The sequence below is a fragment of the uncultured Solobacterium sp. genome (assembly GCF_963517755.1).
Taxonomy (GTDB): Bacteria; Bacillota_I; Bacilli_A; order Erysipelotrichales; family Erysipelotrichaceae; genus Bulleidia.
Map to the genome: position 1 here is coordinate 24,276 of NZ_CAUQGG010000005.1, position 20,297 is coordinate 44,572.

A 20,297-nucleotide genomic window follows, 5' to 3' on the forward strand; every position below is an offset into this window, starting at 1 on the left:
AGGAAATCTTGCGATTTCCTTTTACTTTGTATAAGTTGTATGAAGGATTTTTGCATATCCAATCGCCTGTAAGAATGCATGCATGATTGGATTATTTGTTGGTACTTCAAACTGAAGTGGTTGTACTTCCTCTTTTTGAATCTCGCTAATGAGCTTACGTGCCACACCACTTCTACGTTTATCTTTGACAACACATAAGTCTGTAATCGTTGTTACACAACCATCTATCTTACAGATTGCCATGGCAATGAATCGACCGTGATCACTGAGTACATACATATCTTTTTCTTCAAGTGCTTCTTCTAGATAATCCTGCGCACGGTCATAATCACTTGAAGAAGAAACAACTGCATACTGATCTAATTCCTGTAAATATGTATCACAGAGAGAAAGTGCACTCATATAGTTATCGTCATCAATGTGTACAAATCGTAGTGGTATCTGTATTTGTTTGATTGGTTCTTTCTCTTTAACAACATCTTCTTCACCCCAATCATCATCTACTTCTTCACTTTGTATTGATGTATCATAGACAATTCCATGTTGTTCACACCACTCGATTGCAAGTTCTCGATGGCTTGTTTCTAGATAGTTATACCATTCTGTTTCCATGCCAAATCGCTCCAGCGTAGCTCGAAAGCGTCTAAAAGCACCTTTGCCACGGATTGCATTCTCAAACCAATCTTGTTTTTTATCATCTTCAATTGTCTCTGTAAAGTTGACCATAATTTGATAATCATTTACTTCCTCTTTGGTTGGAAGTGGAATGAAGAATTCATCATCCTCATCATCCTCTAATACATATACAATTTCTTCATCCTGAATACTGTAAAAATAGGTTTCGTCTTCATTGATTGTATCAATTGCATCGATGACATCTGCTAAATTAACTTTCATAGTTAGCCTCTTTCAGCTTTTGATTCAGTTTTTTATAGATACGTTCTACCATCCATGGCTCATGAACAACATCAATCACTTGATCGATTGGAAACCAATTGACTGCACTATTTTCATCTTGCTTGATATGTAGACTCTCTGTATCATCAGCTTCTAATAGATATGTTACATTTAAGTGCAGATGACTTGGGACATACTTCCCTTTTTTCTCATGTCCATTTACTTCAATCGTCTCTAGCGAAAAGATATCTTTTTTGATTGGTTTAACAGTATGAATTCCACTTTCTTCTTGTACTTCTCTTAGGGCAACAGAAAGAAGGTCCTCTTCTCCATCTGCGTGTCCACCAAGCCATGCATAATTCTGATAGATATTATGAAATGCCATCAGTACATGTGTATGTGCTTTATTTAACACCCACGCAGATGCAGAAAAGTGTGCTAGTAAATTAGTACGATAAAAAATATCTTCTGTTGTTTCAAGTAACTCTAACATTACTTTACGGTCAGTTTCTTCTTGTTCATTAAATGATTGATATATCTGTAATTGATGTATTAAATCCTGTCGATTCATTTCTTTGTCCTTCTACTCTAGATGTAAATTATTGATATCAATGTTATAAATAACATCTTTTCTTTCTACTACAACACGCATACGCTTGCATAACTCTTCATCTTCTTGGATACGGTGTAATAATTCTCGTGTTGGATTGATTGCACAAGGATGACCTGTATTCTTAAACATTGTAAAATCACCATTTGTATCACCATAGGAATAACATGCTTGCAGGTCTAAGTCGTACTTCTTCTGTAATGTCAGAATTGCCTTCTCTTTGGAAACACTATCCCACATTGGTACAACTTCTCCTGTATAAATTCCATTGTCATCCTTCAGATACTGTGTCCCACGGAAGTCATCAAACTTATACTTCTCAGCCATCTCCTTAACAAGCGGCTCTGGGGAGCCTGAAATCGCAATTAAGAGATGTCCTTGTTTACGATGACGTTCAATTTCTTTTCTCGTGAACTGATAGACACGTTCCCCTTTTTGTTCGATAACCTTCTGGGCAATATGTTCAATATGTACAGCAGAGATTCCCTTTGTGGTTTCTTTAAATATCTCTACCATCTTTTGTAAGTAATTATCATAGTCACCCATACGACGATCCCAAGCCATATAAGCAGGCTTCACTTCATCTGTCCAACGTGAACCAGAAACAATCTCATGTGTAACCATCTTTTTGAATACTTCTGTAATCAAACCTTCACGATAGATCGTTCCATCAATATCGAAAAACGCAGCAACTTTTTTCATGCAATTCACCTCCAAATTATTTACTTGTTTATATTATAAATCATATTAAAAAAAAGTTTAAAAATTAGTGAAATTCATTATTGTAAATCCACTATGCATTTGATATCATACCTAACTAAAGGGAGGAATTTCACATGAAATTGATTTATAAAGTTGAAGACAAACCACAGTTTCATCAATTAGTTATTTTTGCATTCCAGCAGTTGCTAGCAATTATGGCCGCAACAATCGCAGTACCTCTCATCATCAAAAACGGTATGAATACCGCTGCTGCTCTTTTTGGTGCCGGTGTTGGTACTCTTGTTTATGTTGCATTTACTCGTAAGAAGAGCCCGGTATTTTTGGGTTCTTCTTTTGCGTTTATTGGTTCGATGTCCGCTGCGTTTGCTGGAGCTACAACGATAGCGGCTGGATATGTTGGACTCATTATTGGTGCAGCGTTTGCAGGACTAGTATATGTAGTGATTGCGCTATTTATTGAACGTATTGGTGTCGATTGGGTAAATCGTATCATGCCACCAGTTGTTATAGGCCCTACTGTCGCAATCATTGGTTTATCACTCGCAGCTAATGCAGTTAGCGATTTACAGACAAGTAGTTTAACAGGTGAAAGAACACAATTTGCTGTACTAGTTGGTATCATTGCCCTACTTGGTGTAATGATTGCAAGTACCTACGGTAAATCCCATGCCAAGATGATTCCATTCATCATCGGTATCTTAGCTGGTTATATTGTAGCCACTATCCTAACATTTATCGGTGTGCAGACAGGTTATGAACCAATGCAGATATTAAACTATCAACCTATCGTTAATTTATTCGCAAACGGTATTTCCTTCTCAACCTTCTTCAAGATTCCAGACTTCACATTTATAACAGCACTAGAAGGCATTAAGGATATTGACCTTGGCTATATTGGAACAATCGCAGTAGCGTACATCCCTGTATCCTTCGTCGTATTCGCAGAACATATTGCGGACCACAAGAATATCTCAAGTATTATTGAAAGAGATTTATTAAAAGATCCAGGCCTTGATAGAACATTACTTGGTGATGGTGTTGGTTCTATGGTTGGTGCATTCTTCGGTGGATGCCCTAATACAACCTATGGTGAATCAGTTGCTTGTGTAGCTATCACAAAGAACGCATCTGTCTTAACAATTATCGGTGCTGCAATTGAATGTATCTTAATCTCATTCTTTACACCATTTGTTACATTTATCTCCACTATCCCAGCATGTGTTATGGGTGGTGTATGTATGGCGCTCTACGGGTTTATTGCCGTGAGTGGATTAAAGATGGTACAGAAGATTGACTTAGACCACAACAAAAACCTATTCGTTATCTCAAGTATCTTAATCTCAGGTATCGGTGGATTATCATTAAGCTTCGGTAAGATTACAATCACTTCTGTAGCTTGTGCATTAATTCTCGGAATTATCGTAAACAAACTTTTATCAAAAGAACCAGAAAACACTGAAGAAAACCAGTAAAGTTGATTGCAGTTTTGATAAAAAATTGTTACACTATGCGTGTTGAAGGACAACGACGGAGATAGAACATATAGAGTATCTTACAGCGAGTTTCTGATGGTGAAAGTGAAACAGAGAGGATATATGTTGACAAGGACTCCCGAGTCATTCCGCGATCGCGTTAACAATCAAAAATGAGGCAGTATTAGATACTGTAAATTAGGGTGGTACCACGAACAAAGCTCTCGTCCCTTGACGTAGAGCTTTTTATATGAAAAGGAGGTCATCATATGGCAGAAGAAATGAACAACATTACTGAGCAACTCCAAAAGGAACTCGCTCAAAGACAAAAAGCATTAGAAGAAGCACAAGCTGCACTTGAAAGTACAAAACAAGCAATCAAGGAGAATGCAAAGAAACTTGTCAAAGCTGTTGAAGAAGTTCGTCTAACAGACCAACAAGAAGCCCGTATTGCGAAGATGAACGCCTTACGTGAACAAGGTATTGACCCATTTGGTAAAGCATTCCATCGCACAAGCAATTCTCAGCTCATCAAGAACGAATATAGTGAAAAGAGTGCCGAAGAATTGGAAAGCTTACACGCTGAAGTTTCCATCGCAGGTCGTATCATGCAAAAGAGAAGAATGGGTAAGTTAGGCTTCATTCACCTCTTAGATCGTGAAGGTAAGATTCAGGTCGTTATCAATAAGCGAATTATTGGTGATGAAATCTATGAATTATTTAAGGCAAGTGACTTAGGTGATATCATCGGTATCCGCGGTACAGTTATCAAGACACAGACTGGTGAATTATCCGTTGAAGCACATGAGTATACACACCTTTCAAAGGCACTACGCCCTCTTCCAGATAAGTTCCATGGTTTACAAGATAAGGAAGAACGCTACCGTAGAAGATACGTTGACCTCATCATGAATGATGAATCCCGTAAGATTGCAATCTTACGTCCACGTATCGTAAGCGCAATCCGTCGTTATATGGATAGCCAAGGATACCTTGAAGTAGAAACACCTATCTTACAGCCAATTTTAGGTGGTGCAAATGCTAGACCATTTATCACACACCACAATGCATTAGATAAGGACTTCTATTTACGTATTGCGACTGAGTTACCACTAAAGAGATTAATCGTTGGTGGACTTGAAAAAGTATATGAAATTGGACGTATCTTCCGTAATGAAGGTATGGACCTCAAGCACAACCCAGAATTTACAACAATGGAAGCATATTGTGCATACACAGACCTAGAAGGCATGATGCAATTAAACGAAGGTTTATTTGAACATGTTGCATTAGAGGTTTGTGGTACAACAGACTTCAAGTTCATGGGTCAGGACATTTCATTAAAGGCTCCATTCAAGAGATGGAACATGGTAGATGCTGTTAAGGAAGTAACTGGTGTTGACTTCTGGCAACCAATGAGTGTTGAAGAAGCATACAAGCTTGCACAAGAACACCACGTTACAGTTGAACCACACCAGATGACAGTTGGACATATCATCTCCCTATTCTTCGAAGAATTCTGTGAAGATAAGATTGTACAACCAACATTCGTATATGGTCACCCAATTGAAATTTCACCACTAGCAAAGAAGAACCCAGAAGATCCACGTTTCACAGATCGTTTTGAGTTATTAGTAAATGGTATTGAAATGGATAATGCCTTTACAGAGCTTAACGATCCTATCGACCAAAGAGAACGTTTCGAAGCTCAGCTCAAGGCAAAAGAACTTGGTGATGATGAAGCCAACGAGATGGATACAGATTACGTAGAGGCACTTGAATACGGTCTACCTCCAACAGGTGGTATCGGTTTCGGTATCGACCGCTTCGTAATGTTGTTAACAGGAACAGATTCCATCCGTGATGTACTCTTATTCCCAACAATGAAAGATAGAAATAACTAACACAAAAAGCCAGCTAGTCTGGCTTTTTAATGTGCTTATTTACTATTTTTAATTGCGTCATTTTTTGATAATAGATATACACAATATTGATTCATACTAACACCCTCTTCTTTAGAGTGTTGCGCTAAAGATCGATGAAGACTCTTTGGAAGACGTAACTTAAATTGTCCAGAATACTCAGAAGTTGTTGGGTCCGGAATAGCAATATGATTTTCCAAAGCAGCAATGATCCATTCCCTTTTAGCATCTTCAGCATTCTTAACAACATCATCCAACGTTTTACCAACTGTAATACAACCACTTAGTTCAGGATAGCTTGCGACATATCCACCCTCATCTACATCAGGAACAATCTCTAAGCGATATGGATATTGTAAGTAATATTCAATTGTATTCATTAAGACCCTCCTTAATATGTTTATGAATTTGTTCGTATACACACATATATATTAAATTTAGTTGGTATCACATGTGGTGTCAATCCAACTATCACAATAAAGTCTAAATAATAAAAAAAGACAGGTTGTTTATTGTAAAGATATTATCTCTTTACGGCATCCTGTCTTCTGCATTTTAGAAACTTATTAACCTAATTCATCTAGCACTATCTAATATTTGTAATGAATTACTTCTTTATATTTATTAAATAGTTTTTTATTGAACTCATCTCCATGATCCATATTTGCACTTGCAAATATAGGAATCATTTCACCATTAGTTGCTTCTGAGATTAACTTTGCTGCTTCAGAAAAAATACTATTTAGAATTGTAGCTCCAATAACCGTAGATGTAGGAGCCACTTTCTGAGGAGCATTTTCTAACGAAATACATGCATCACCAATTTCTCCATGATTATCAATAACAATATCACATAAGTCATACATTTTCTTTCCTGAAGGATGACGGGATGTAACCTTTTCAGAATAAGACATATTTGTTATTCCAATGACAGTTGCACCTCTCAATTTAGCCATATTAGCCATCTCTATTGTTACTGGATTTCTACCAGATACAGAGTGAACGATTAATATATCTCCCTCTTCAAAACCTACTGATTCAGCTATAGTTTCTCCATATCCAACCAGTCTTTCCATTTTACTTGTTAATGTAATTGGAGACCTATCTACACTTACTTCAGGCGCAAAAATTGGATTAATGTTTATTAAGCCACCCGCTCTGTAAAAGGCCTCTTGGCTTAAAATTCCAGCATGACTTGCACCAAAAATGTATATAGACTTATTTTTTAAAGTTGCATTGCAAATTTTCGACGCCGCTTTCAATATGTTTTCACTCTCATGAGTTTCAACATCATTAATAAGTTTTACAATTTTTTCTATATATTCGATTCCCATTTTTAATAACCACCTTATTAAGGAATCAATCTAGCAATAATACCTTCAATAATTCCAAATAATGAGAAGTCCTGACCACCATATACTAACATCCATGGTTGAATTGTCTTATTAAAGAAATATGCACCAAATCCAACTAAGAGAACCATAATTACACCGTTTAACGCTGATGCAATAATTGTTCCTCTAATTCCACCTTTTGCATTTGCAATAATTGCTGCACATCCGTTTTCAAAGAAACACGTGAAGATCAATGGAATAATTACTGTCGGGAACATTCCTCTTGTCAATAAAATTGTAGCTGTTGAAGTAATTACTGCAACGATGAAACCAATTAATAATGAGTTAGGTCCATATCCAAATAATACTGGACAGTCTAATGCTGGAATGGCACCTGGAACTAACTTTTCAGCAATTCCCTTGAATGCTGGGACAATCTCAGCAATTAACATACGTACACCTTGTAACATAACAGTTACACCAACACCAAAGTATACTGAGTGTGTAAATAAGTATGTAAAGAAACTACCAGTATATCCAAATACTTCAGCCGGAACTAATCCCTGTGAGCTTACAACACCAAATAGAATGAGATATACTAGCGCAATCGAAATTGAACCAGTAATAGATACTTCTCTTAAGAAACCTAAGGACGCAGGTAGTTTTAAATCTTCACAACTCTTTGATTTATCTCCAACTAAACCTGCTACAAATCCAGCAATAACAGATAATGTTGTTGTTGGATGTGCAATTGTAAAATCATCTTTACCAGTTACTGCTTTCACTAATGGACGCATTAAATTTGGTGCTATTACCATATATAGACCTGTAAATACAGCAGCAAAGCCAATTAACTTACCACCTGTTAAACCAGCATCAACACCAGCCGCAATAAATACAAATGGGAACCAATATAACATGTGACCTGTTAAGAATACCGATTTCCATTTTGTAAAGCGTGCAACTAAAATATTAAATGCAAAACCAATCAACATTACTACACCAATTTGTGTACCATATTCCGCACCAATATCAACTGAAGCTGGCGCAGCAGCATTACCAGGCATTAAAGTATTAAATGTTGCGATAATACCATCAATTGATTTTCCAGTAATTAAACCTGTACCAGTATTTAATACAAAGAAACCAATTGCTGTCATCAATGTTCCTCTAACAATTTCTGAAGGTTTTTTCTTCTGTAAAATTAAGCCCACCATTGCGACTAGAGCAAGGAAAATAGCACCTTGTCCAAAAATTTCTTTAATTATAAAATTCAAAACTGACATATTTTCTATCTCCTTTCATTTGAATTTTATTGCAGAGAATTCATGTAATCTAAAGTTTTATCTTCGACTTCTTTACTATTCATAAAATCTTCAATTACGATTACAGGTACATCTGCACGATCTTTAATTCTTTCTGCTAATTCTTTTGATATAAAGATTGAATCACATTGATTACTTAAACAAGTTCCAACATCACCACAGAATGTATCTGCTTCTAACTCATGTTTCTTCAAAATATCATCGATTGCCATTCTCAACATCAAAGAAGAACCGCATCCAAATCCACATACACATTGAATCTTTGGCTTTTTCATTTTTATTCCTCCTTTCTATTAATCATTTATTACTTGATATAACTCATCTAACGTTTTACATTTAGCAGCATGTTCCACAAAATTCTCTTGCATAAGTTTCTTTGCTGCTTTAGATAATAAATCTAAGTGAGTTGCTTTATCTGTACATGCTAAACACATCAATACTTTTACTGGATCATTTGGACTGCCAAATTTAACAGGATTTTTTAAAGTAACTATCGCAAGTGAAGGCTCATGTACTGTTTCTGAGTTTGGTGCAGCATGTGCTAATGCAAAACCTTGTGACAATACAATATATGGTCCTAGTTCTTTGACACTATTGATCATGCTATTTATATAACCTTCTTCAATTTGTTTACTACTTATCAATAAATTACCTACGCCTTTAATGGCATCTTCCCAGTTATCAACATCAAGATTCACTTCTATATTTTTCTTTTGAATTAGTTCTTCCATATTTACCTCTCTAATTATGCAATTCTAAAATTGTATCTATATCTATATTCTTATCAGAAAGTAGTACTCTATTCTTTTCTTCTTGGAAAATGGATACTATGTCTAATAGGGTCAATTTTTCTCTATTTTTTACACCAAGAACTATAATATTTCTTACTAGCTTACCCTTTCCATCCCCTAAAATAATCGGATGTCTTAATACAAGTAATGAACAACAGTCTTCAAATATTCCACTATCATTACCAGCATGTACAAAAGCAGTTTCTGGCAATAAGACCATATATGTTCCTAAAGTTCTTACTGCGTCAATCATCGTTAATACATATCGCTGTTCTATCTTTCCAGCGTTTAGTAATGGTGCTGCTGCAATTTGTATTGCTTCTTCCCAAGAATCGCATTTATCGAGTATCTGAATATCATTTCTCATAATTAAATCATTGATACTTACAACTTTTGACTTATTGTCATCTTGACTTAGATAGCTATCCATAAAGCTTTCGCACATTTTCTCATATGATAATTGGAATATGCGTGCATGAATATAATCGGCATCCTCTGGATTTAGAAGTGGATTTACAATTAAAGTTGGATATCTATAGTTGGTCCCCTCATGAGTAGTAATAATTAAATCTACTTTTTCTTTATCTAAATACTTCTTTGTCTCTGTCGTAGAGAACGGTCCTACAATCTCATATTCAGTAATTAACTGGCGTATTCTCGAATCTAAAATTGCGCTTGTAGTAGTTCCAAAAGAACACTCAATTAAAACTTTAATCTTCATGTCAAATTGCAAACTTGTTTCGAAAGTACTAGCCAAGTACATGGCAACATACGCAATTTCATTCTCATCAAATATCACATCATACTTATCTTCTTGTGATAATAGTTGTTGCTTTGTATATAGATAAATTAATGCAATTCGTATCTTTATCTGTTCAAGTAATTCATTTTGAATTGGAATATTATTTCTTATACGATATAGTGCAACAGTAAGATGTGAAGTCAATCCAGTTAAAAAATGTTCTGTATTTTGTTTTCTAAATGGATGCAACAACTGCAGTTTTTTCATAAGAAATTTTGCAAGTTGTTCGGCATCACTGTTGTTATCATGTTTTTTATTTAAATGCTTAACCTTCGTTTCTAATAATATTGATATAAAATAATTTTTTTCATAATCTGATATCGGAAATGTCTTTAATGATTTATAAAACAAATTACATTCACTACCTTTGATAGAAATACCCTTTTTAATATCTAAGTCATATTCCGTAATTGTCTTCCCCATTGAAATTCGATATAAACAATAGCTCAATAGAAGTTCTAGCCTTCTTTGTTCATAAAAATGCACTTTAGAATCAAGTTCAATATCACTGATAATTTGTCTAGCAATTTTTAAAGATGATCCATTTAGGAAAGTTTTCTCGGTAATTGCCACTATAAAACTACTTAATTCTGATTCATTAATTAATTGCTTTGTGTATTCACGGATATTAAATTCAGTTCCTAGAATACTTAAACCTTTTCCTTTTATTTTACATACTGTTATTTTACGATTTGCTAAAGCTACTTCAGCAGCATCCATATACTTTATTAATGTCTGCTTACTTATTTCTAAATATGAGGCCAACTTGTTATATGTTGTACATTCAAAGCTCAATAAAAGAATACAAATTGCTTTTACTATTTCTTCTTGGGATAGAGACTTTGCAGATTCAAGTCGCCCTAGAATCTTATGTCTTGAATCAATATCTGCAATAACTAGATAACCTTTATGTGGTTCTGATTTTAATTCCGCACCATAAGTATTTAAAAATATTTTTATTTGCGCTATATCATTACGGATTGTACGATTACTAACAGAAAATGCATCTTCAAGATCTTCAGCAATGCACCAATCATCTTTCAATAACAATAAGGTTATAATTTCAATTTGTCTTTCTATTAAAGTAATCATTGAATACCTCTATCTAAAGGATATTAATATAAATTATCTATCTCAATACTAATCTATTTCCTAAATGCGGCAATTTATAAATTAGCAGAATAAATCACTCTTCAATTTTCAATTTAGCATAAAATTATCATAATCATCAAATATTATAGTCAAAAAAAACATGATTCTTAGTAGAATCATGCATGTTTTTTACCACTGATATGCGTAATACTCAACGCTATAGAACGAAGATGTATCATATGCATACATAGAAAATGCAGTATTTGATTTTGCTTGAACATCAGAAATAAAGTCAGTACCTACTTTCACAAAATTTCCGTTCTCATCACGGCATATTGCTACTACCATGGCTGAATTATAAGTATCCGAATTCGGATTATATACCTCTCCTAAAATTTTATCTGAACGAACTGCTGTATTAATTACTTGAAGTGGCTCATAAGAGCCAAGTAATTTAATATTGACACGATTTCTATCTTTTACATCCATCATAGTGAATTCAACTGAGGCTGGCACGTCATCTACGCTAAATGCCTGCGACCCATAGATAAACTCCTGTTCAGGATAAATGATAGATAGAGTTTGATCATTCATTCCTAATAAACTTCCATCACTACTACGTGCCTGTAATTTAAAGGATGGGTATCTTACAGCAACATTTTTATTTGGATTATATATTTTTACATAATAATATAAGTATTTTCCATTAGAGAGATACCATCCATAATCTCGGATTTCCAATGGTTGAAAATCATTCTGCGTTGACTCTGTTGCCTGTTTATTTTCTGAAGTATGTTTTGTATCTTGCGAAGAACTGAATGCATCACTTGGAATATTTTTTGTCTCCCAATCTCCTCTCACCAAGTTTATAGTTACAGTTTTACCTTGGATTGTATAAGAGAAACTTATTTTTCCATCTTTATAAGTAAACTCTTTTTCTTTATCGTTAGATGCCATCAAACCATTACCAGTATATGTATTTTTGGATGTCCATTTGTATTCATCTTTACTATCTTTTGGAGCATCATATGTACCAACCCAGTATGTCCATGGAATCTCATCATTCTTTAAATTTATGAATACACCAATCTGTCCATCCTTACGAATTTCCGCAGCTACATATCCTTCATCTTTTTTTATTTCTTGAATCCATTTTCCACTCAAATCTAACAATTGTTTTGTTTCAGTAGTTTTTGTTGATGTATTATTTGTTACTTGATTACTACTGCAAGCTGTCATTGAAATGACAATAAAAATACTAGCAATTAATTGTATCAGTTTTTTCATAAACCCTCCCTGTCCTCGTTGTATTGTATTTCAGAAATCACGTGTATTTTATGAATTCTCATGCATGCAAGTACAGATTATTCTATTGGAAGGTTAAATTAAATACCCAAAAAAATGACATGAATTTAATCCATGTCATTTTTCTATTTCTTTTTTTCTATCTTTAATGGCTTTTTGTAATAAATCTATATCAAATTTTTGTATTTGATGGTCATATCCCTCTTTATTCATATAGATTTCTTCATCACCAATAATATTTAAATAACCACATTTTCTGCATTGCCATACTGGCAAATGATCGTCAAATCCCTCTTGCTCATTTAAATGATCAATACATTCATCACAATACCACTCTATTCCAGGATATCGTTTATCCATGTCATCTCCGACATAATATGGTGAATATTCTTCCGGATTCATTAAGTAGTTCAATTTGTCTAATAATGTTTCTGATTCCCCAGGTGTTTTATATAATGGCACAAATGAACTATCGTACGCACGTGTGATACGTCCACATTCATTTCTAAGCAAACTACCAAGTAATAACCAAAGATAAGCATTGATTAAACTATCATGATTCTGTAATTGTAATTGATAAAATGAATTATAAATAATCTGGTCAAATACTTCATCATCAAACGAAAAGAGTTCGTTTTCCCTTATATACTCTTCTTTTTCGTAATATCTCGAAGCGGTTTGTATTATAAATTCTTCAAGTTTTTTGTGAAAGATTTTCTGTTGTTTTTGATCAAAATCATTTATCTTCTCACCAATATGTTGAAATGTTTTAATCATAACTTGATTCCCGTTTAGCATAATTCGAGAAATCTTCTTTTGAATCAGTTCTGCACTTTTTCGCTCTTTTTCCTGATTACTAGATGTCGTTCCAACTAATTTTCCAATGATATGTGTTACACGAACATCACCTGTACCATAAAATGTATGTTGATATTTTGTAGCATATATTATCCGTTCTAGATCATTGTATGTTGGAGCCTCTTTTACACCTTCATTATTCCTTTCTTGAACAATCAACGAAGGAAACCATTCATTTAATAAATCTAACTGTTTAGGCATTGGTTTATTTTTTATTTTATAGAATATATTTACAACATAACCAAAGCGTAGTTCGAAATGATTTGTATTATTATCCATTACTGTCTTCATCCCAGTTCTCCTTTTGTCGAGTTCTATTACTAAATTGTAAAATACATACTATCTGTATTTTACAATGGATAATTCTTGTATTCAATTTCCCATCCATTTATCATCAAAAATGTTAAAATTCAATCATGGATAACCTTTCGATAACATACTTAACAAAAGCATTAACTCGATTAGAGAAGTATTTACCAAATGATACATATACTCTTTTAGATTGGTACGATATTCATACTGACTATTATTCTGTTTTACCTATTGGTAACTATGTATACTGTTTATTTGCTTTACCAGTGATTTCATCAAACGGTAAAGAGATTAAGCACGTTAGTGAGATTGATCGTAATGTATTAGAACGTATCACAATATTAGTATATGAGGGGGATACGATTATTGCGGATATCTCAGGATTACATGCATCCATGGATACACTATTAACCAATGAGAAAGTATTTAACTTCTGTGCAGACGAATCTGATTGGACCTATCTTGAGCATTATTGTCTATGTGGAAATTACTTTCCAAATATTACTTATCCGCCAAATAAAGAAAGCTCCTCACTATTAGTTTCAGGAGAAGCTTTACTAGTTACAAATGCATATGTAACTACTGCCTATCGTAGACAATCAATATTCCGTAACATGGTACAGATGATTAAAGACCATGCATTACGTTATTCGTATGAGAATACGGATTTATATACTGCTATTGCACTAGATCCTGATATTGCACAATATGGGCCTGATACAAAGCCAGAACCTTATTACTATTCTTTCGAGGTTGATGAACCTCGTCGTCTAGTGAATGCAAGTATCATGGAGAAGTTAAACTTTACACCCATACGTTTAGAATCTGATGAGATTGGTGATGGTACAAAACTTTGGTTTGCTTTACAACATGAAAAAGAAATTTGCAAAGCTGAGCATTTATCATAAAGAAAACTGGTTTTTAACCAGTTTTTACTTTTCAATATCTCCTTGCCAACTTTGGATACCACCAAAGTCTACAACATTTGTATAGCCTAGTTCAGCTAGTTTCTGTGCTGCTTGACGACTACGGTTACCACTACGGCAATATACCATAATGAGCTGTTTCTTATCCTTTAAGCTATCCACCTTACCTGCTTGAATATCTTCATTGGAAAGATTGATAGCGTTAGGGATATGTCCACTTGCATACTCGTCTGCTGTTCGAACATCAAGAATGACTACATCCTTGTTTTCTTCAATCATCTTTTGAGCCTCTGTTGATGTAATTGTTTGATAGCTACTGGATGTTTCACTTGTCTTAGTAACCATACATCCAGCTAAAAACAATGATAAAGCGAGAATCAATATTTTTTTCATTTTCTTTACTCCTTACTTTGATGATAGTCAAAGTAAGCATAAAATACAAAGAATATGCCTAGTTTACTCTAGATTTAGATGTTCCTGTTGTAATCACTTCAACCGCAGCATTTAAAGCACCTTCTACAAGGTTCTTGATTGCTTCATCTGTAAAGTAAGCAATATGTGGTGAATACATCACACGTGGATGATGTACTAAGCGTGCAAAGACCTCATCTTCAATTGCCTTATCTTGATAATCCTTTTGAATATATGGCATTTCATATTCGTAGGTATCAATACCTGCACCAGATAGAATTCCTTCATCTAACGCCTTTAATAATCCTTCTGTATCAACAATAGAACCTCTTGCCATGTTTAGTAAGATGGCACCTGGCTTAAACTTCTTAAACATCTCATAATTAAAGCAATGGTGATTCTCTGCTGTCGCAGGCATATGAATGGAAACAATATCTGCATCCTTAACAGCTTCTTCGATCGAGTCTTTATATGTCAAGATACTCTTAATTCCTTCATTCTGATATAGATCAAATCCAACAAGTTCACATCCAAATCCATGGAATAATCTCGCTGTGATTTGTCCGATTCTACCTGTTCCGATAATCGCAACTTTCATATCACCCATAACTCTTCCACAGATAGATGGTTGCCAACGGAAATCATTCCTTGCGACATTAGCAATGATAGTATTGTTATTACGTATAAGGTTTAATCCTGTTAATACTGTATATTCTGCGATAGATTCTGGTGAATAACTTGGAACATTTGTGATAACTAAGTTATTTTCAGTTGCAAGTTTTAAATCATATAATTCATATCCTGCACTAACTAGCGCGATCTGGCGAATGCCATATTCACGTAATGTACTATAGATTTCTTTATCGATAGTTCCTGCAGCTTGTGAGTTGATGATTCCGTCATAACCCTTCGCAAGTTTTACACTTTCAGCAGTTAATAATTCAGATAATACGGTTACTTCAATTTGATTTTTTTTTGCCCAATTTTCGGCAATCTCTTTCATCATTGCATTAGCATGATACAGAATTAATTTCATGGTTTTCTTTCTCCTTCTTATGGATCGTATGAATCATGTAGATAAGTAATAATATTGTAGGTAGGAAACTAATCTCTTCTATGCGTGTGATTAGTAAGTAGTTAGAAGTTGTATCAAGCGCTGGTGGTAATGTGGATGTAAAGTTATTCAAGATATGCATACCAATCGGTACCCATAAAGAACCGCTGTATTCATATACCACTGCTAGAGCGATACCAAAGAATGTTGTATATACAGACTGTACAAATTCACCATGCCAGATACCAAACATCAAACCAGATAATATAATTGCGACAAATGGATTACATACCTTCTTAATCGAGTTATGAATAATACCACGGAATAGTAACTCCTCTGCGATTGGGCCAAAGATAACAACGGATAAGCATACCCAAATATATGGATCTTCTCCAATTGTAGACCAAGCAGAGTCAAAGCTTTCAACGCTCTGTGCTACAAATGGAACATCTGCAAGCTGATTGTATGCAAAGTCTAACCATAGTGCACTCACTAAACCCATACCAAGTGTAATTATAATTGCAAATGGAACAATAAACCATTTAGGCATCTTAGAATTCACTAATACAGATCCAGTTTTCTTTCTAGAAGTAAAGTAATACACCGCATATAATAAGATACATGTTAGTACGCAGATAACTGTATCAAAGAAATAGTAACTCAGTGCTTCAATCTGTTCATCCGTAAAGAAACTATTTCCAAGATTAACTACGACGTCTGAAACAACATTATAGATAGCAAGTGCCAGAATGATTAGCCCTATTGATCTTAGGATATTACGGCTGTTATTTTTTAATTTATCAAAATTCATAGAATGAACCTCCGTTCTTTATTATATATGAATCATGAAGTATGATAAAATCATATAATCTTAAAGTTATATGAAGTATAATCTGATTATGTGGAGGTTGTTTCTATGGCAAAAGATATGAACTATTATCTTGATACCTATCAAAAAGTAGTAAATCAAGGTGATATACAGGTTGCATATATCGAAATCATGAACTATTTTACGAAATTACATAATTCCATCCCTTCTATGTTCACTGTCAGTGAGATTACACCTGGGTTTATGGATTTCAGTTACTTCTCTATTCATGATGCGTTTTTATATGACCGCTATCTAAAGTTTATCATTGCATTAGACCACCGCACACTTGGAATCGAACTTTGGTTAGTCTCACAAAACGAAAAAGGTAAACATGCATACAGTGTGCTTCTAGCCGATTCAGAATGGTATGACAAAATCATGCATAACCCTGCTTTCGGTATGATTGAAGTTTCTATTGTAGAGCGTATTCAGCCAGATAATGCAGATGACCAAATGCCTAGAATTCTAGATACAATCCAACAGTATACATCTCGTATAGAAAGTTTTATCTATGCGGATGAAATCCACTTTCCTATCACATCTACAAAGGATGCAAGTGAGACGAAATAGTTTTGCTTGTGTAGAAGATAAATATCTTCTATGATATCTTCAACCTAAAAGGAGAAATTAAAATGTCAGATATTAATGTACAAGAATTAGCTAATAAAGCGATTGAAGAATTAAAGAAGAGTCCTGAAAAGTTAAAGACTTTCGCAGCAAACAATGAAGTATTAAAGGGAATCTTAGGCGATGATGGAAAGTTAACAAAGGAAGACTTTGACCGTATCGCTGCTGAAGTAAAGAAGAACGACATCGTAAAGGGTCTTCTTGGCGAAGATGGTAAGCTCGGTCTTGATGATTTACAGAAAGTAGCTAACGCAGCGAAAGAAGCTGGTGAAAACTTAATCGACAAGGCTAAAGATCTATTTAGTAAATAAAATCTTAAGAAACCATCAGTGATAAAAACTGGTGGTTTTTTTCTTTTTATTGTTATTGATGTTAGAATAGATGGTGAGGTATTTATATGAATAAAAAGACAATCCAAAAACCATTAACAAAGTTTTTGATTTTCGTTACTGTCTTATTTTTATTTAGTGCAAGTCTTGTACTATTGTTAAATAAATGGGAAGTCGTAATTAATGTTAATGGCGATCAAACAACGCTAGTAGAATATAAATCAAACTATGAAGATCAAGGTGCTATAGCCTATAAACAAGGTACGATTCTTAGCTTCCTTCGTGAAAAAATAGATGTCGAAACAAAAGGTACAGTTGATACGAGTAAATTAGGTTCTTATAAAATTGAGTACACAGCTGAAAAAGATGGATTAAAGGCATCTCAAGAACGTACAGTCGTTGTACAAGATACGACTCCACCAAAGATTACACTTACATCTAATCCTGATAGTTATACCCTCTTCAATCATCCATATGAAGAAGAAGGATATACTGCAGTTGATAATTTTGATGGTGATTTAACTGATAAAGTTGTACGTGAAGAAAAAGATGGTGTCGTAACTTATAAAGTTATTGACTCTCACGGTAATAAATCTACAGTAGAACGCAAGATTGTTTATGATGATCGTAAAGGTCCAGTTATTACACTTGTGGGTGGTAATGATATCACATGGATACGTGGAAATGAATTTGCGGATTCTTATACAGCTATCGATGATCTTGATGGAGATATTACCGCAAACACAGTCGTTAGTGGTAGTGTGGATGTCAATACTCCTGGTGATTATACTCTTACTTATACATGTAAGGATGCACATAATAATGAAACAACTGTTCAACGAATCGTGCATGTACAAGATCTTCCTGCAAATCAAATTCAAGCAGAAGACAATAAAACAATCTACTTAACATTTGATGATGGACCAAGTGCACATACACAACGTCTATTAGATGTACTTGCAAAGTACAACATCCCAGCAACCTTCTTCGTAACTGCTTTACAACCGGATTATATTTATATGATTCAAAAGGAAGCACAAGCAGGTCACGTTGTTGCGGAGCATTCATACACGCATGATTACTCAAATGTATATTCCAGTACTGATGCATTCTGGAATGACTTTAACGCAATGAATAATATCATTTATCAACAGACAGGAACATACGCAAATCTATTCCGTTTCCCAGGTGGTTCTTCTAATACAGTCAGCCGTAACTATACTTCTGGTATCATGACGGCATTAGTAAGACAAGCTGCTTTAAAGGGCTATACTTACTTTGACTGGAATGTATCCAGTGGTGATGCGGGCGGAGCTTCCACTGCAGATGAAGTATTTGAGAATGTAACAACTCAAGTCCAAAATGTTTCCGCAAACAATCGCCCTTCTGTTGTGTTACAGCATGATTCTAAAGGTTTCTCAGTTGATGCGGTAGAACGTATTATTATCTGGGGTCTACAGAATGGATATCATTTCTCTTCCCTAACGTCAGGTAGCTATACTGCGCATCATGGTGTCGCAAATTAATGAGGTAATCCCGAATAAAGGGATTACCTTTTGTATAGAGAATTATAAAAACTGTCACCTTCCATCTTTAGAAAGTGACAGTTTTTTATTTCATATCTTTACTTAAGCTAATGCTTCTCCTAATGCTTTGCACTGTGCTAATGCACCATCATCAGGTTCATAGTTTGCCATAACACCATCTTGTACTAATACAGCTCCATCTGCTGCTACACGATCCTGCCATGTACGCATCCATTCGCCATCACCCCAACCATAGGAGCCAAATAGTCCAACCTTCTTACCAGCTAGGCTACCTTCAACATCTGCGAACATTGGTTCGAAAGTACTCTCTTCAAGCTGTTCAACACCCATTGCTGGACTACCAAATGCGATTGCATCATAATTAGCTACTTCACCAGCGTTGAATGCATCTGCTGTTAAAACAACAACTTCTGCTCCCTTGCTCTTTGCACCTTCAGCGACAGCCTCTGCCATCTTTTCTGTGTTACCTGTTGTACTTGTGTACACAACTGCTACTTTACTCATGATTTTTTCCTCCTTTAATTTAGACAAATCTAACTAACTGCTCTAAAGACATTCCTTTTTCAAAATGTTCCAAATATGCATATGTGCATTTCTCATATATTTGGAATAGATGTTTTGCCATCTCTTCATTGCCATAAACTTTCCAAGTTCCGACAAGTTTACAAGGTTTACTATCCTCAATAAAACCTCGAACATCTTCTGCTGGATACCCCAAGAAACATCCAATTTCATGCGGGAATGCACGCTGCCCTGATGATTGAATGCGTTGACTTAATACATCAATACATGCAGACATATCTTCAATAGGATACCCTCTTTCTTTCAGAATCGAAATAACATCTTCTTTCGATAAATCTGTTGCCAACCATGTTGGTCGATACAGATATATAAGTGCTCGATCCTTTGGATAACTAAGGACAGTCATTCTAAGATCACAATTCCTGAAGCGATGATTGATTTCCGCAATCTGTTTCATTAACTGTTCTTTACAAGAATAACCACAGTTAAAAAGGTTCCCTGTTTTGACACCAGCTAATGTCGGTGCACAATGTTCTACAATGAGTTCTTCCGGCATAATTTTCAGTA

At 34.7% G+C, this 20,297-nt stretch carries 22 protein-coding genes; 6 read left to right on the top strand and 16 right to left on the bottom strand.

Annotated features, from left to right (window positions below; genetic code table 11):
- Positions 1 to 21 precede the first annotated feature (21 nt).
- From RWM19_RS04060 to RWM19_RS04070, 3 genes are read right to left on the bottom strand one after another with little or no spacing between them, the layout of a single operon-like run.
- The gene (locus RWM19_RS04060) at positions 22 to 897 is read right to left on the bottom strand and encodes a GNAT family N-acetyltransferase (protein ID WP_313984014.1); all 876 of its coding nucleotides are present in this window, start codon (positions 895 to 897) and stop codon (positions 22 to 24) included.
- Positions 887 to 1,468 (bottom strand): NUDIX hydrolase, encoded by a 582-nt coding sequence (locus tag RWM19_RS04065; RefSeq protein WP_294023751.1) that lies wholly within the window; start codon positions 1,466 to 1,468, stop codon positions 887 to 889. Before RWM19_RS04065 ends, RWM19_RS04060 begins: the two co-directional genes overlap by 11 nt.
- 12 nt (positions 1,469 to 1,480) lie before the next feature.
- On the bottom strand, positions 1,481 to 2,209 hold the full coding sequence (locus RWM19_RS04070) for an HAD-IB family hydrolase (RefSeq protein ID WP_313984019.1): 729 nt from the start codon (positions 2,207 to 2,209) through the stop codon (positions 1,481 to 1,483).
- A gap of 134 nt (positions 2,210 to 2,343) precedes the next feature.
- On the opposite strand from RWM19_RS04070, the gene RWM19_RS04075 reads away from it, so the two are divergent.
- Together RWM19_RS04075 and lysS are read left to right on the top strand one after the other, a co-directional pair.
- Complete coding sequence (locus tag RWM19_RS04075; protein WP_313984022.1) at positions 2,344 to 3,702, top strand: solute carrier family 23 protein; 1,359 nt, start codon at positions 2,344 to 2,346, stop codon at positions 3,700 to 3,702.
- Between the two features lie 269 nt (positions 3,703 to 3,971).
- Positions 3,972 to 5,606 (top strand): lysine--tRNA ligase, encoded by a 1,635-nt coding sequence (lysS, locus tag RWM19_RS04080; protein WP_313984025.1) that lies wholly within the window; start codon positions 3,972 to 3,974, stop codon positions 5,604 to 5,606.
- A gap of 35 nt (positions 5,607 to 5,641) precedes the next feature.
- Here lysS and RWM19_RS04085 read toward each other — a convergent pair whose 3' ends face one another.
- The 8 genes from RWM19_RS04085 to RWM19_RS04120 all read right to left on the bottom strand — a co-directional run bounded on the left by RWM19_RS04085 (position 5,642) and on the right by RWM19_RS04120 (position 13,422).
- A complete protein-coding gene (locus tag RWM19_RS04085) occupies positions 5,642 to 6,004 on the bottom strand; it encodes a type II toxin-antitoxin system HicB family antitoxin (RefSeq protein ID WP_294023745.1) in 363 nt (120 codons plus the stop codon).
- 210 nt (positions 6,005 to 6,214) lie between these two features.
- Positions 6,215 to 6,958 carry an SIS domain-containing protein gene (locus RWM19_RS04090; RefSeq protein WP_313984031.1) on the bottom strand — a complete coding sequence of 248 codons (744 nt, stop codon included), beginning with the start codon at positions 6,956 to 6,958 and terminating at the stop codon, positions 6,215 to 6,217.
- A 17-nt stretch (positions 6,959 to 6,975) separates the two neighbouring features.
- Positions 6,976 to 8,244, bottom strand: coding sequence for a PTS ascorbate transporter subunit IIC (locus RWM19_RS04095; RefSeq protein WP_313984034.1), 1,269 nt, complete (start codon positions 8,242 to 8,244; stop codon positions 6,976 to 6,978).
- Between the two features lie 26 nt (positions 8,245 to 8,270).
- Entirely contained in the window at positions 8,271 to 8,558 is a 288-nt protein-coding gene (locus RWM19_RS04100; protein ID WP_294020981.1) for a PTS sugar transporter subunit IIB, read from the bottom strand.
- Positions 8,559 to 8,576: 18 nt separating this feature from the next.
- Entirely contained in the window at positions 8,577 to 9,014 is a 438-nt protein-coding gene (locus RWM19_RS04105) for a PTS sugar transporter subunit IIA (protein ID WP_313984038.1), read from the bottom strand.
- A 10-nt stretch (positions 9,015 to 9,024) separates the two neighbouring features.
- On the bottom strand, positions 9,025 to 10,968 hold the full coding sequence (locus RWM19_RS04110) for a BglG family transcription antiterminator (RefSeq protein WP_313984040.1): 1,944 nt from the start codon (positions 10,966 to 10,968) through the stop codon (positions 9,025 to 9,027).
- A gap of 189 nt (positions 10,969 to 11,157) precedes the next feature.
- Complete coding sequence (locus RWM19_RS04115; RefSeq protein ID WP_313984043.1) at positions 11,158 to 12,255, bottom strand: hypothetical protein; 1,098 nt, start codon at positions 12,253 to 12,255, stop codon at positions 11,158 to 11,160.
- 135 nt (positions 12,256 to 12,390) lie between these two features.
- Positions 12,391 to 13,422, bottom strand: a complete 1,032-nt coding sequence (locus RWM19_RS04120) for a hypothetical protein (protein WP_313984046.1) — start codon at positions 13,420 to 13,422, stop codon at positions 12,391 to 12,393.
- Positions 13,423 to 13,547: 125 nt separating this feature from the next.
- Here RWM19_RS04120 and RWM19_RS04125 point away from each other — a divergent pair, with 125 nt between their 5' ends.
- Positions 13,548 to 14,351 carry a hypothetical protein gene (locus tag RWM19_RS04125; protein ID WP_313984049.1) on the top strand — a complete coding sequence of 268 codons (804 nt, stop codon included), beginning with the start codon at positions 13,548 to 13,550 and terminating at the stop codon, positions 14,349 to 14,351.
- Positions 14,352 to 14,375: 24 nt separating this feature from the next.
- On the opposite strand, the gene RWM19_RS04130 is transcribed toward RWM19_RS04125, so the two are convergent.
- Genes RWM19_RS04130 through RWM19_RS04140 form a run of 3 tightly spaced genes read right to left on the bottom strand, consistent with a single transcriptional unit; the run spans position 14,376 to position 16,645 of the window.
- Positions 14,376 to 14,762 (bottom strand): rhodanese-like domain-containing protein, encoded by a 387-nt coding sequence (locus RWM19_RS04130; protein WP_313984052.1) that lies wholly within the window; start codon positions 14,760 to 14,762, stop codon positions 14,376 to 14,378.
- A gap of 58 nt (positions 14,763 to 14,820) precedes the next feature.
- A complete protein-coding gene (locus tag RWM19_RS04135; RefSeq protein ID WP_313984055.1) occupies positions 14,821 to 15,816 on the bottom strand; it encodes a D-2-hydroxyacid dehydrogenase in 996 nt (331 codons plus the stop codon).
- On the bottom strand, positions 15,791 to 16,645 hold the full coding sequence (locus RWM19_RS04140; RefSeq protein WP_313984057.1) for a CPBP family intramembrane glutamic endopeptidase: 855 nt from the start codon (positions 16,643 to 16,645) through the stop codon (positions 15,791 to 15,793). Before RWM19_RS04140 ends, RWM19_RS04135 begins: the two co-directional genes overlap by 26 nt.
- Before the next feature lie 105 nt (positions 16,646 to 16,750).
- On the opposite strand from RWM19_RS04140, the gene RWM19_RS04145 reads away from it, so the two are divergent.
- The 3 genes from RWM19_RS04145 to RWM19_RS04155 all read left to right on the top strand — a co-directional run bounded on the left by RWM19_RS04145 (position 16,751) and on the right by RWM19_RS04155 (position 19,187).
- Positions 16,751 to 17,275: a DUF7000 family protein gene (locus RWM19_RS04145; protein ID WP_313984060.1), complete on the top strand. Its 525-nt coding sequence runs from the start codon at positions 16,751 to 16,753 to the stop codon at positions 17,273 to 17,275.
- Positions 17,276 to 17,337: 62 nt separating this feature from the next.
- Positions 17,338 to 17,643, top strand: coding sequence for a hypothetical protein (locus RWM19_RS04150; RefSeq protein WP_313984063.1), 306 nt, complete (start codon positions 17,338 to 17,340; stop codon positions 17,641 to 17,643).
- Positions 17,644 to 17,729: 86 nt separating this feature from the next.
- The gene (locus RWM19_RS04155) at positions 17,730 to 19,187 is read left to right on the top strand and encodes a polysaccharide deacetylase family protein (RefSeq protein ID WP_313984065.1); all 1,458 of its coding nucleotides are present in this window, start codon (positions 17,730 to 17,732) and stop codon (positions 19,185 to 19,187) included.
- Positions 19,188 to 19,289: 102 nt separating this feature from the next.
- Here RWM19_RS04155 and RWM19_RS04160 read toward each other — a convergent pair whose 3' ends face one another.
- Together RWM19_RS04160 and RWM19_RS04165 are read right to left on the bottom strand one after the other, a co-directional pair.
- On the bottom strand, positions 19,290 to 19,712 hold the full coding sequence (locus RWM19_RS04160; protein WP_294020994.1) for a flavodoxin: 423 nt from the start codon (positions 19,710 to 19,712) through the stop codon (positions 19,290 to 19,292).
- 19 nt (positions 19,713 to 19,731) lie between these two features.
- Positions 19,732 to 20,286, bottom strand: coding sequence for a DUF3793 family protein (locus RWM19_RS04165; RefSeq protein ID WP_313984069.1), 555 nt, complete (start codon positions 20,284 to 20,286; stop codon positions 19,732 to 19,734).
- Between the last annotated feature and the right edge of the window lie 11 nt (positions 20,287 to 20,297).

What these genes read in the sequence shown, in the direction of transcription:
- RWM19_RS04060 (WP_313984014.1), bottom strand. Translation starts at nt 897, where the DNA reads ATGAAAGTTAATTTAGCAGATGTCATCGATGCAATTGATACAATCAAT.
- RWM19_RS04065 (WP_294023751.1), bottom strand. Translation starts at nt 1,468, where the DNA reads ATGAATCGACAGGATTTAATACATCAATTACAGATATATCAATCATTT.
- RWM19_RS04070 (WP_313984019.1), bottom strand. Translation starts at nt 2,209, where the DNA reads ATGAAAAAAGTTGCTGCGTTTTTCGATATTGATGGAACGATCTATCGT.
- RWM19_RS04075 (WP_313984022.1), top strand. Translation starts at nt 2,344, where the DNA reads ATGAAATTGATTTATAAAGTTGAAGACAAACCACAGTTTCATCAATTA.
- lysS (WP_313984025.1), top strand. Translation starts at nt 3,972, where the DNA reads ATGGCAGAAGAAATGAACAACATTACTGAGCAACTCCAAAAGGAACTC.
- RWM19_RS04085 (WP_294023745.1), bottom strand. Translation starts at nt 6,004, where the DNA reads ATGAATACAATTGAATATTACTTACAATATCCATATCGCTTAGAGATT.
- RWM19_RS04090 (WP_313984031.1), bottom strand. Translation starts at nt 6,958, where the DNA reads ATGGGAATCGAATATATAGAAAAAATTGTAAAACTTATTAATGATGTT.
- RWM19_RS04095 (WP_313984034.1), bottom strand. Translation starts at nt 8,244, where the DNA reads ATGTCAGTTTTGAATTTTATAATTAAAGAAATTTTTGGACAAGGTGCT.
- RWM19_RS04100 (WP_294020981.1), bottom strand. Translation starts at nt 8,558, where the DNA reads ATGAAAAAGCCAAAGATTCAATGTGTATGTGGATTTGGATGCGGTTCT.
- RWM19_RS04105 (WP_313984038.1), bottom strand. Translation starts at nt 9,014, where the DNA reads ATGGAAGAACTAATTCAAAAGAAAAATATAGAAGTGAATCTTGATGTT.
- RWM19_RS04110 (WP_313984040.1), bottom strand. Translation starts at nt 10,968, where the DNA reads ATGATTACTTTAATAGAAAGACAAATTGAAATTATAACCTTATTGTTA.
- RWM19_RS04115 (WP_313984043.1), bottom strand. Translation starts at nt 12,255, where the DNA reads ATGAAAAAACTGATACAATTAATTGCTAGTATTTTTATTGTCATTTCA.
- RWM19_RS04120 (WP_313984046.1), bottom strand. Translation starts at nt 13,422, where the DNA reads ATGAAGACAGTAATGGATAATAATACAAATCATTTCGAACTACGCTTT.
- RWM19_RS04125 (WP_313984049.1), top strand. Translation starts at nt 13,548, where the DNA reads ATGGATAACCTTTCGATAACATACTTAACAAAAGCATTAACTCGATTA.
- RWM19_RS04130 (WP_313984052.1), bottom strand. Translation starts at nt 14,762, where the DNA reads ATGAAAAAAATATTGATTCTCGCTTTATCATTGTTTTTAGCTGGATGT.
- RWM19_RS04135 (WP_313984055.1), bottom strand. Translation starts at nt 15,816, where the DNA reads ATGAAATTAATTCTGTATCATGCTAATGCAATGATGAAAGAGATTGCC.
- RWM19_RS04140 (WP_313984057.1), bottom strand. Translation starts at nt 16,645, where the DNA reads ATGAATTTTGATAAATTAAAAAATAACAGCCGTAATATCCTAAGATCA.
- RWM19_RS04145 (WP_313984060.1), top strand. Translation starts at nt 16,751, where the DNA reads ATGGCAAAAGATATGAACTATTATCTTGATACCTATCAAAAAGTAGTA.
- RWM19_RS04150 (WP_313984063.1), top strand. Translation starts at nt 17,338, where the DNA reads ATGTCAGATATTAATGTACAAGAATTAGCTAATAAAGCGATTGAAGAA.
- RWM19_RS04155 (WP_313984065.1), top strand. Translation starts at nt 17,730, where the DNA reads ATGAATAAAAAGACAATCCAAAAACCATTAACAAAGTTTTTGATTTTC.
- RWM19_RS04160 (WP_294020994.1), bottom strand. Translation starts at nt 19,712, where the DNA reads ATGAGTAAAGTAGCAGTTGTGTACACAAGTACAACAGGTAACACAGAA.
- RWM19_RS04165 (WP_313984069.1), bottom strand. Translation starts at nt 20,286, where the DNA reads ATGCCGGAAGAACTCATTGTAGAACATTGTGCACCGACATTAGCTGGT.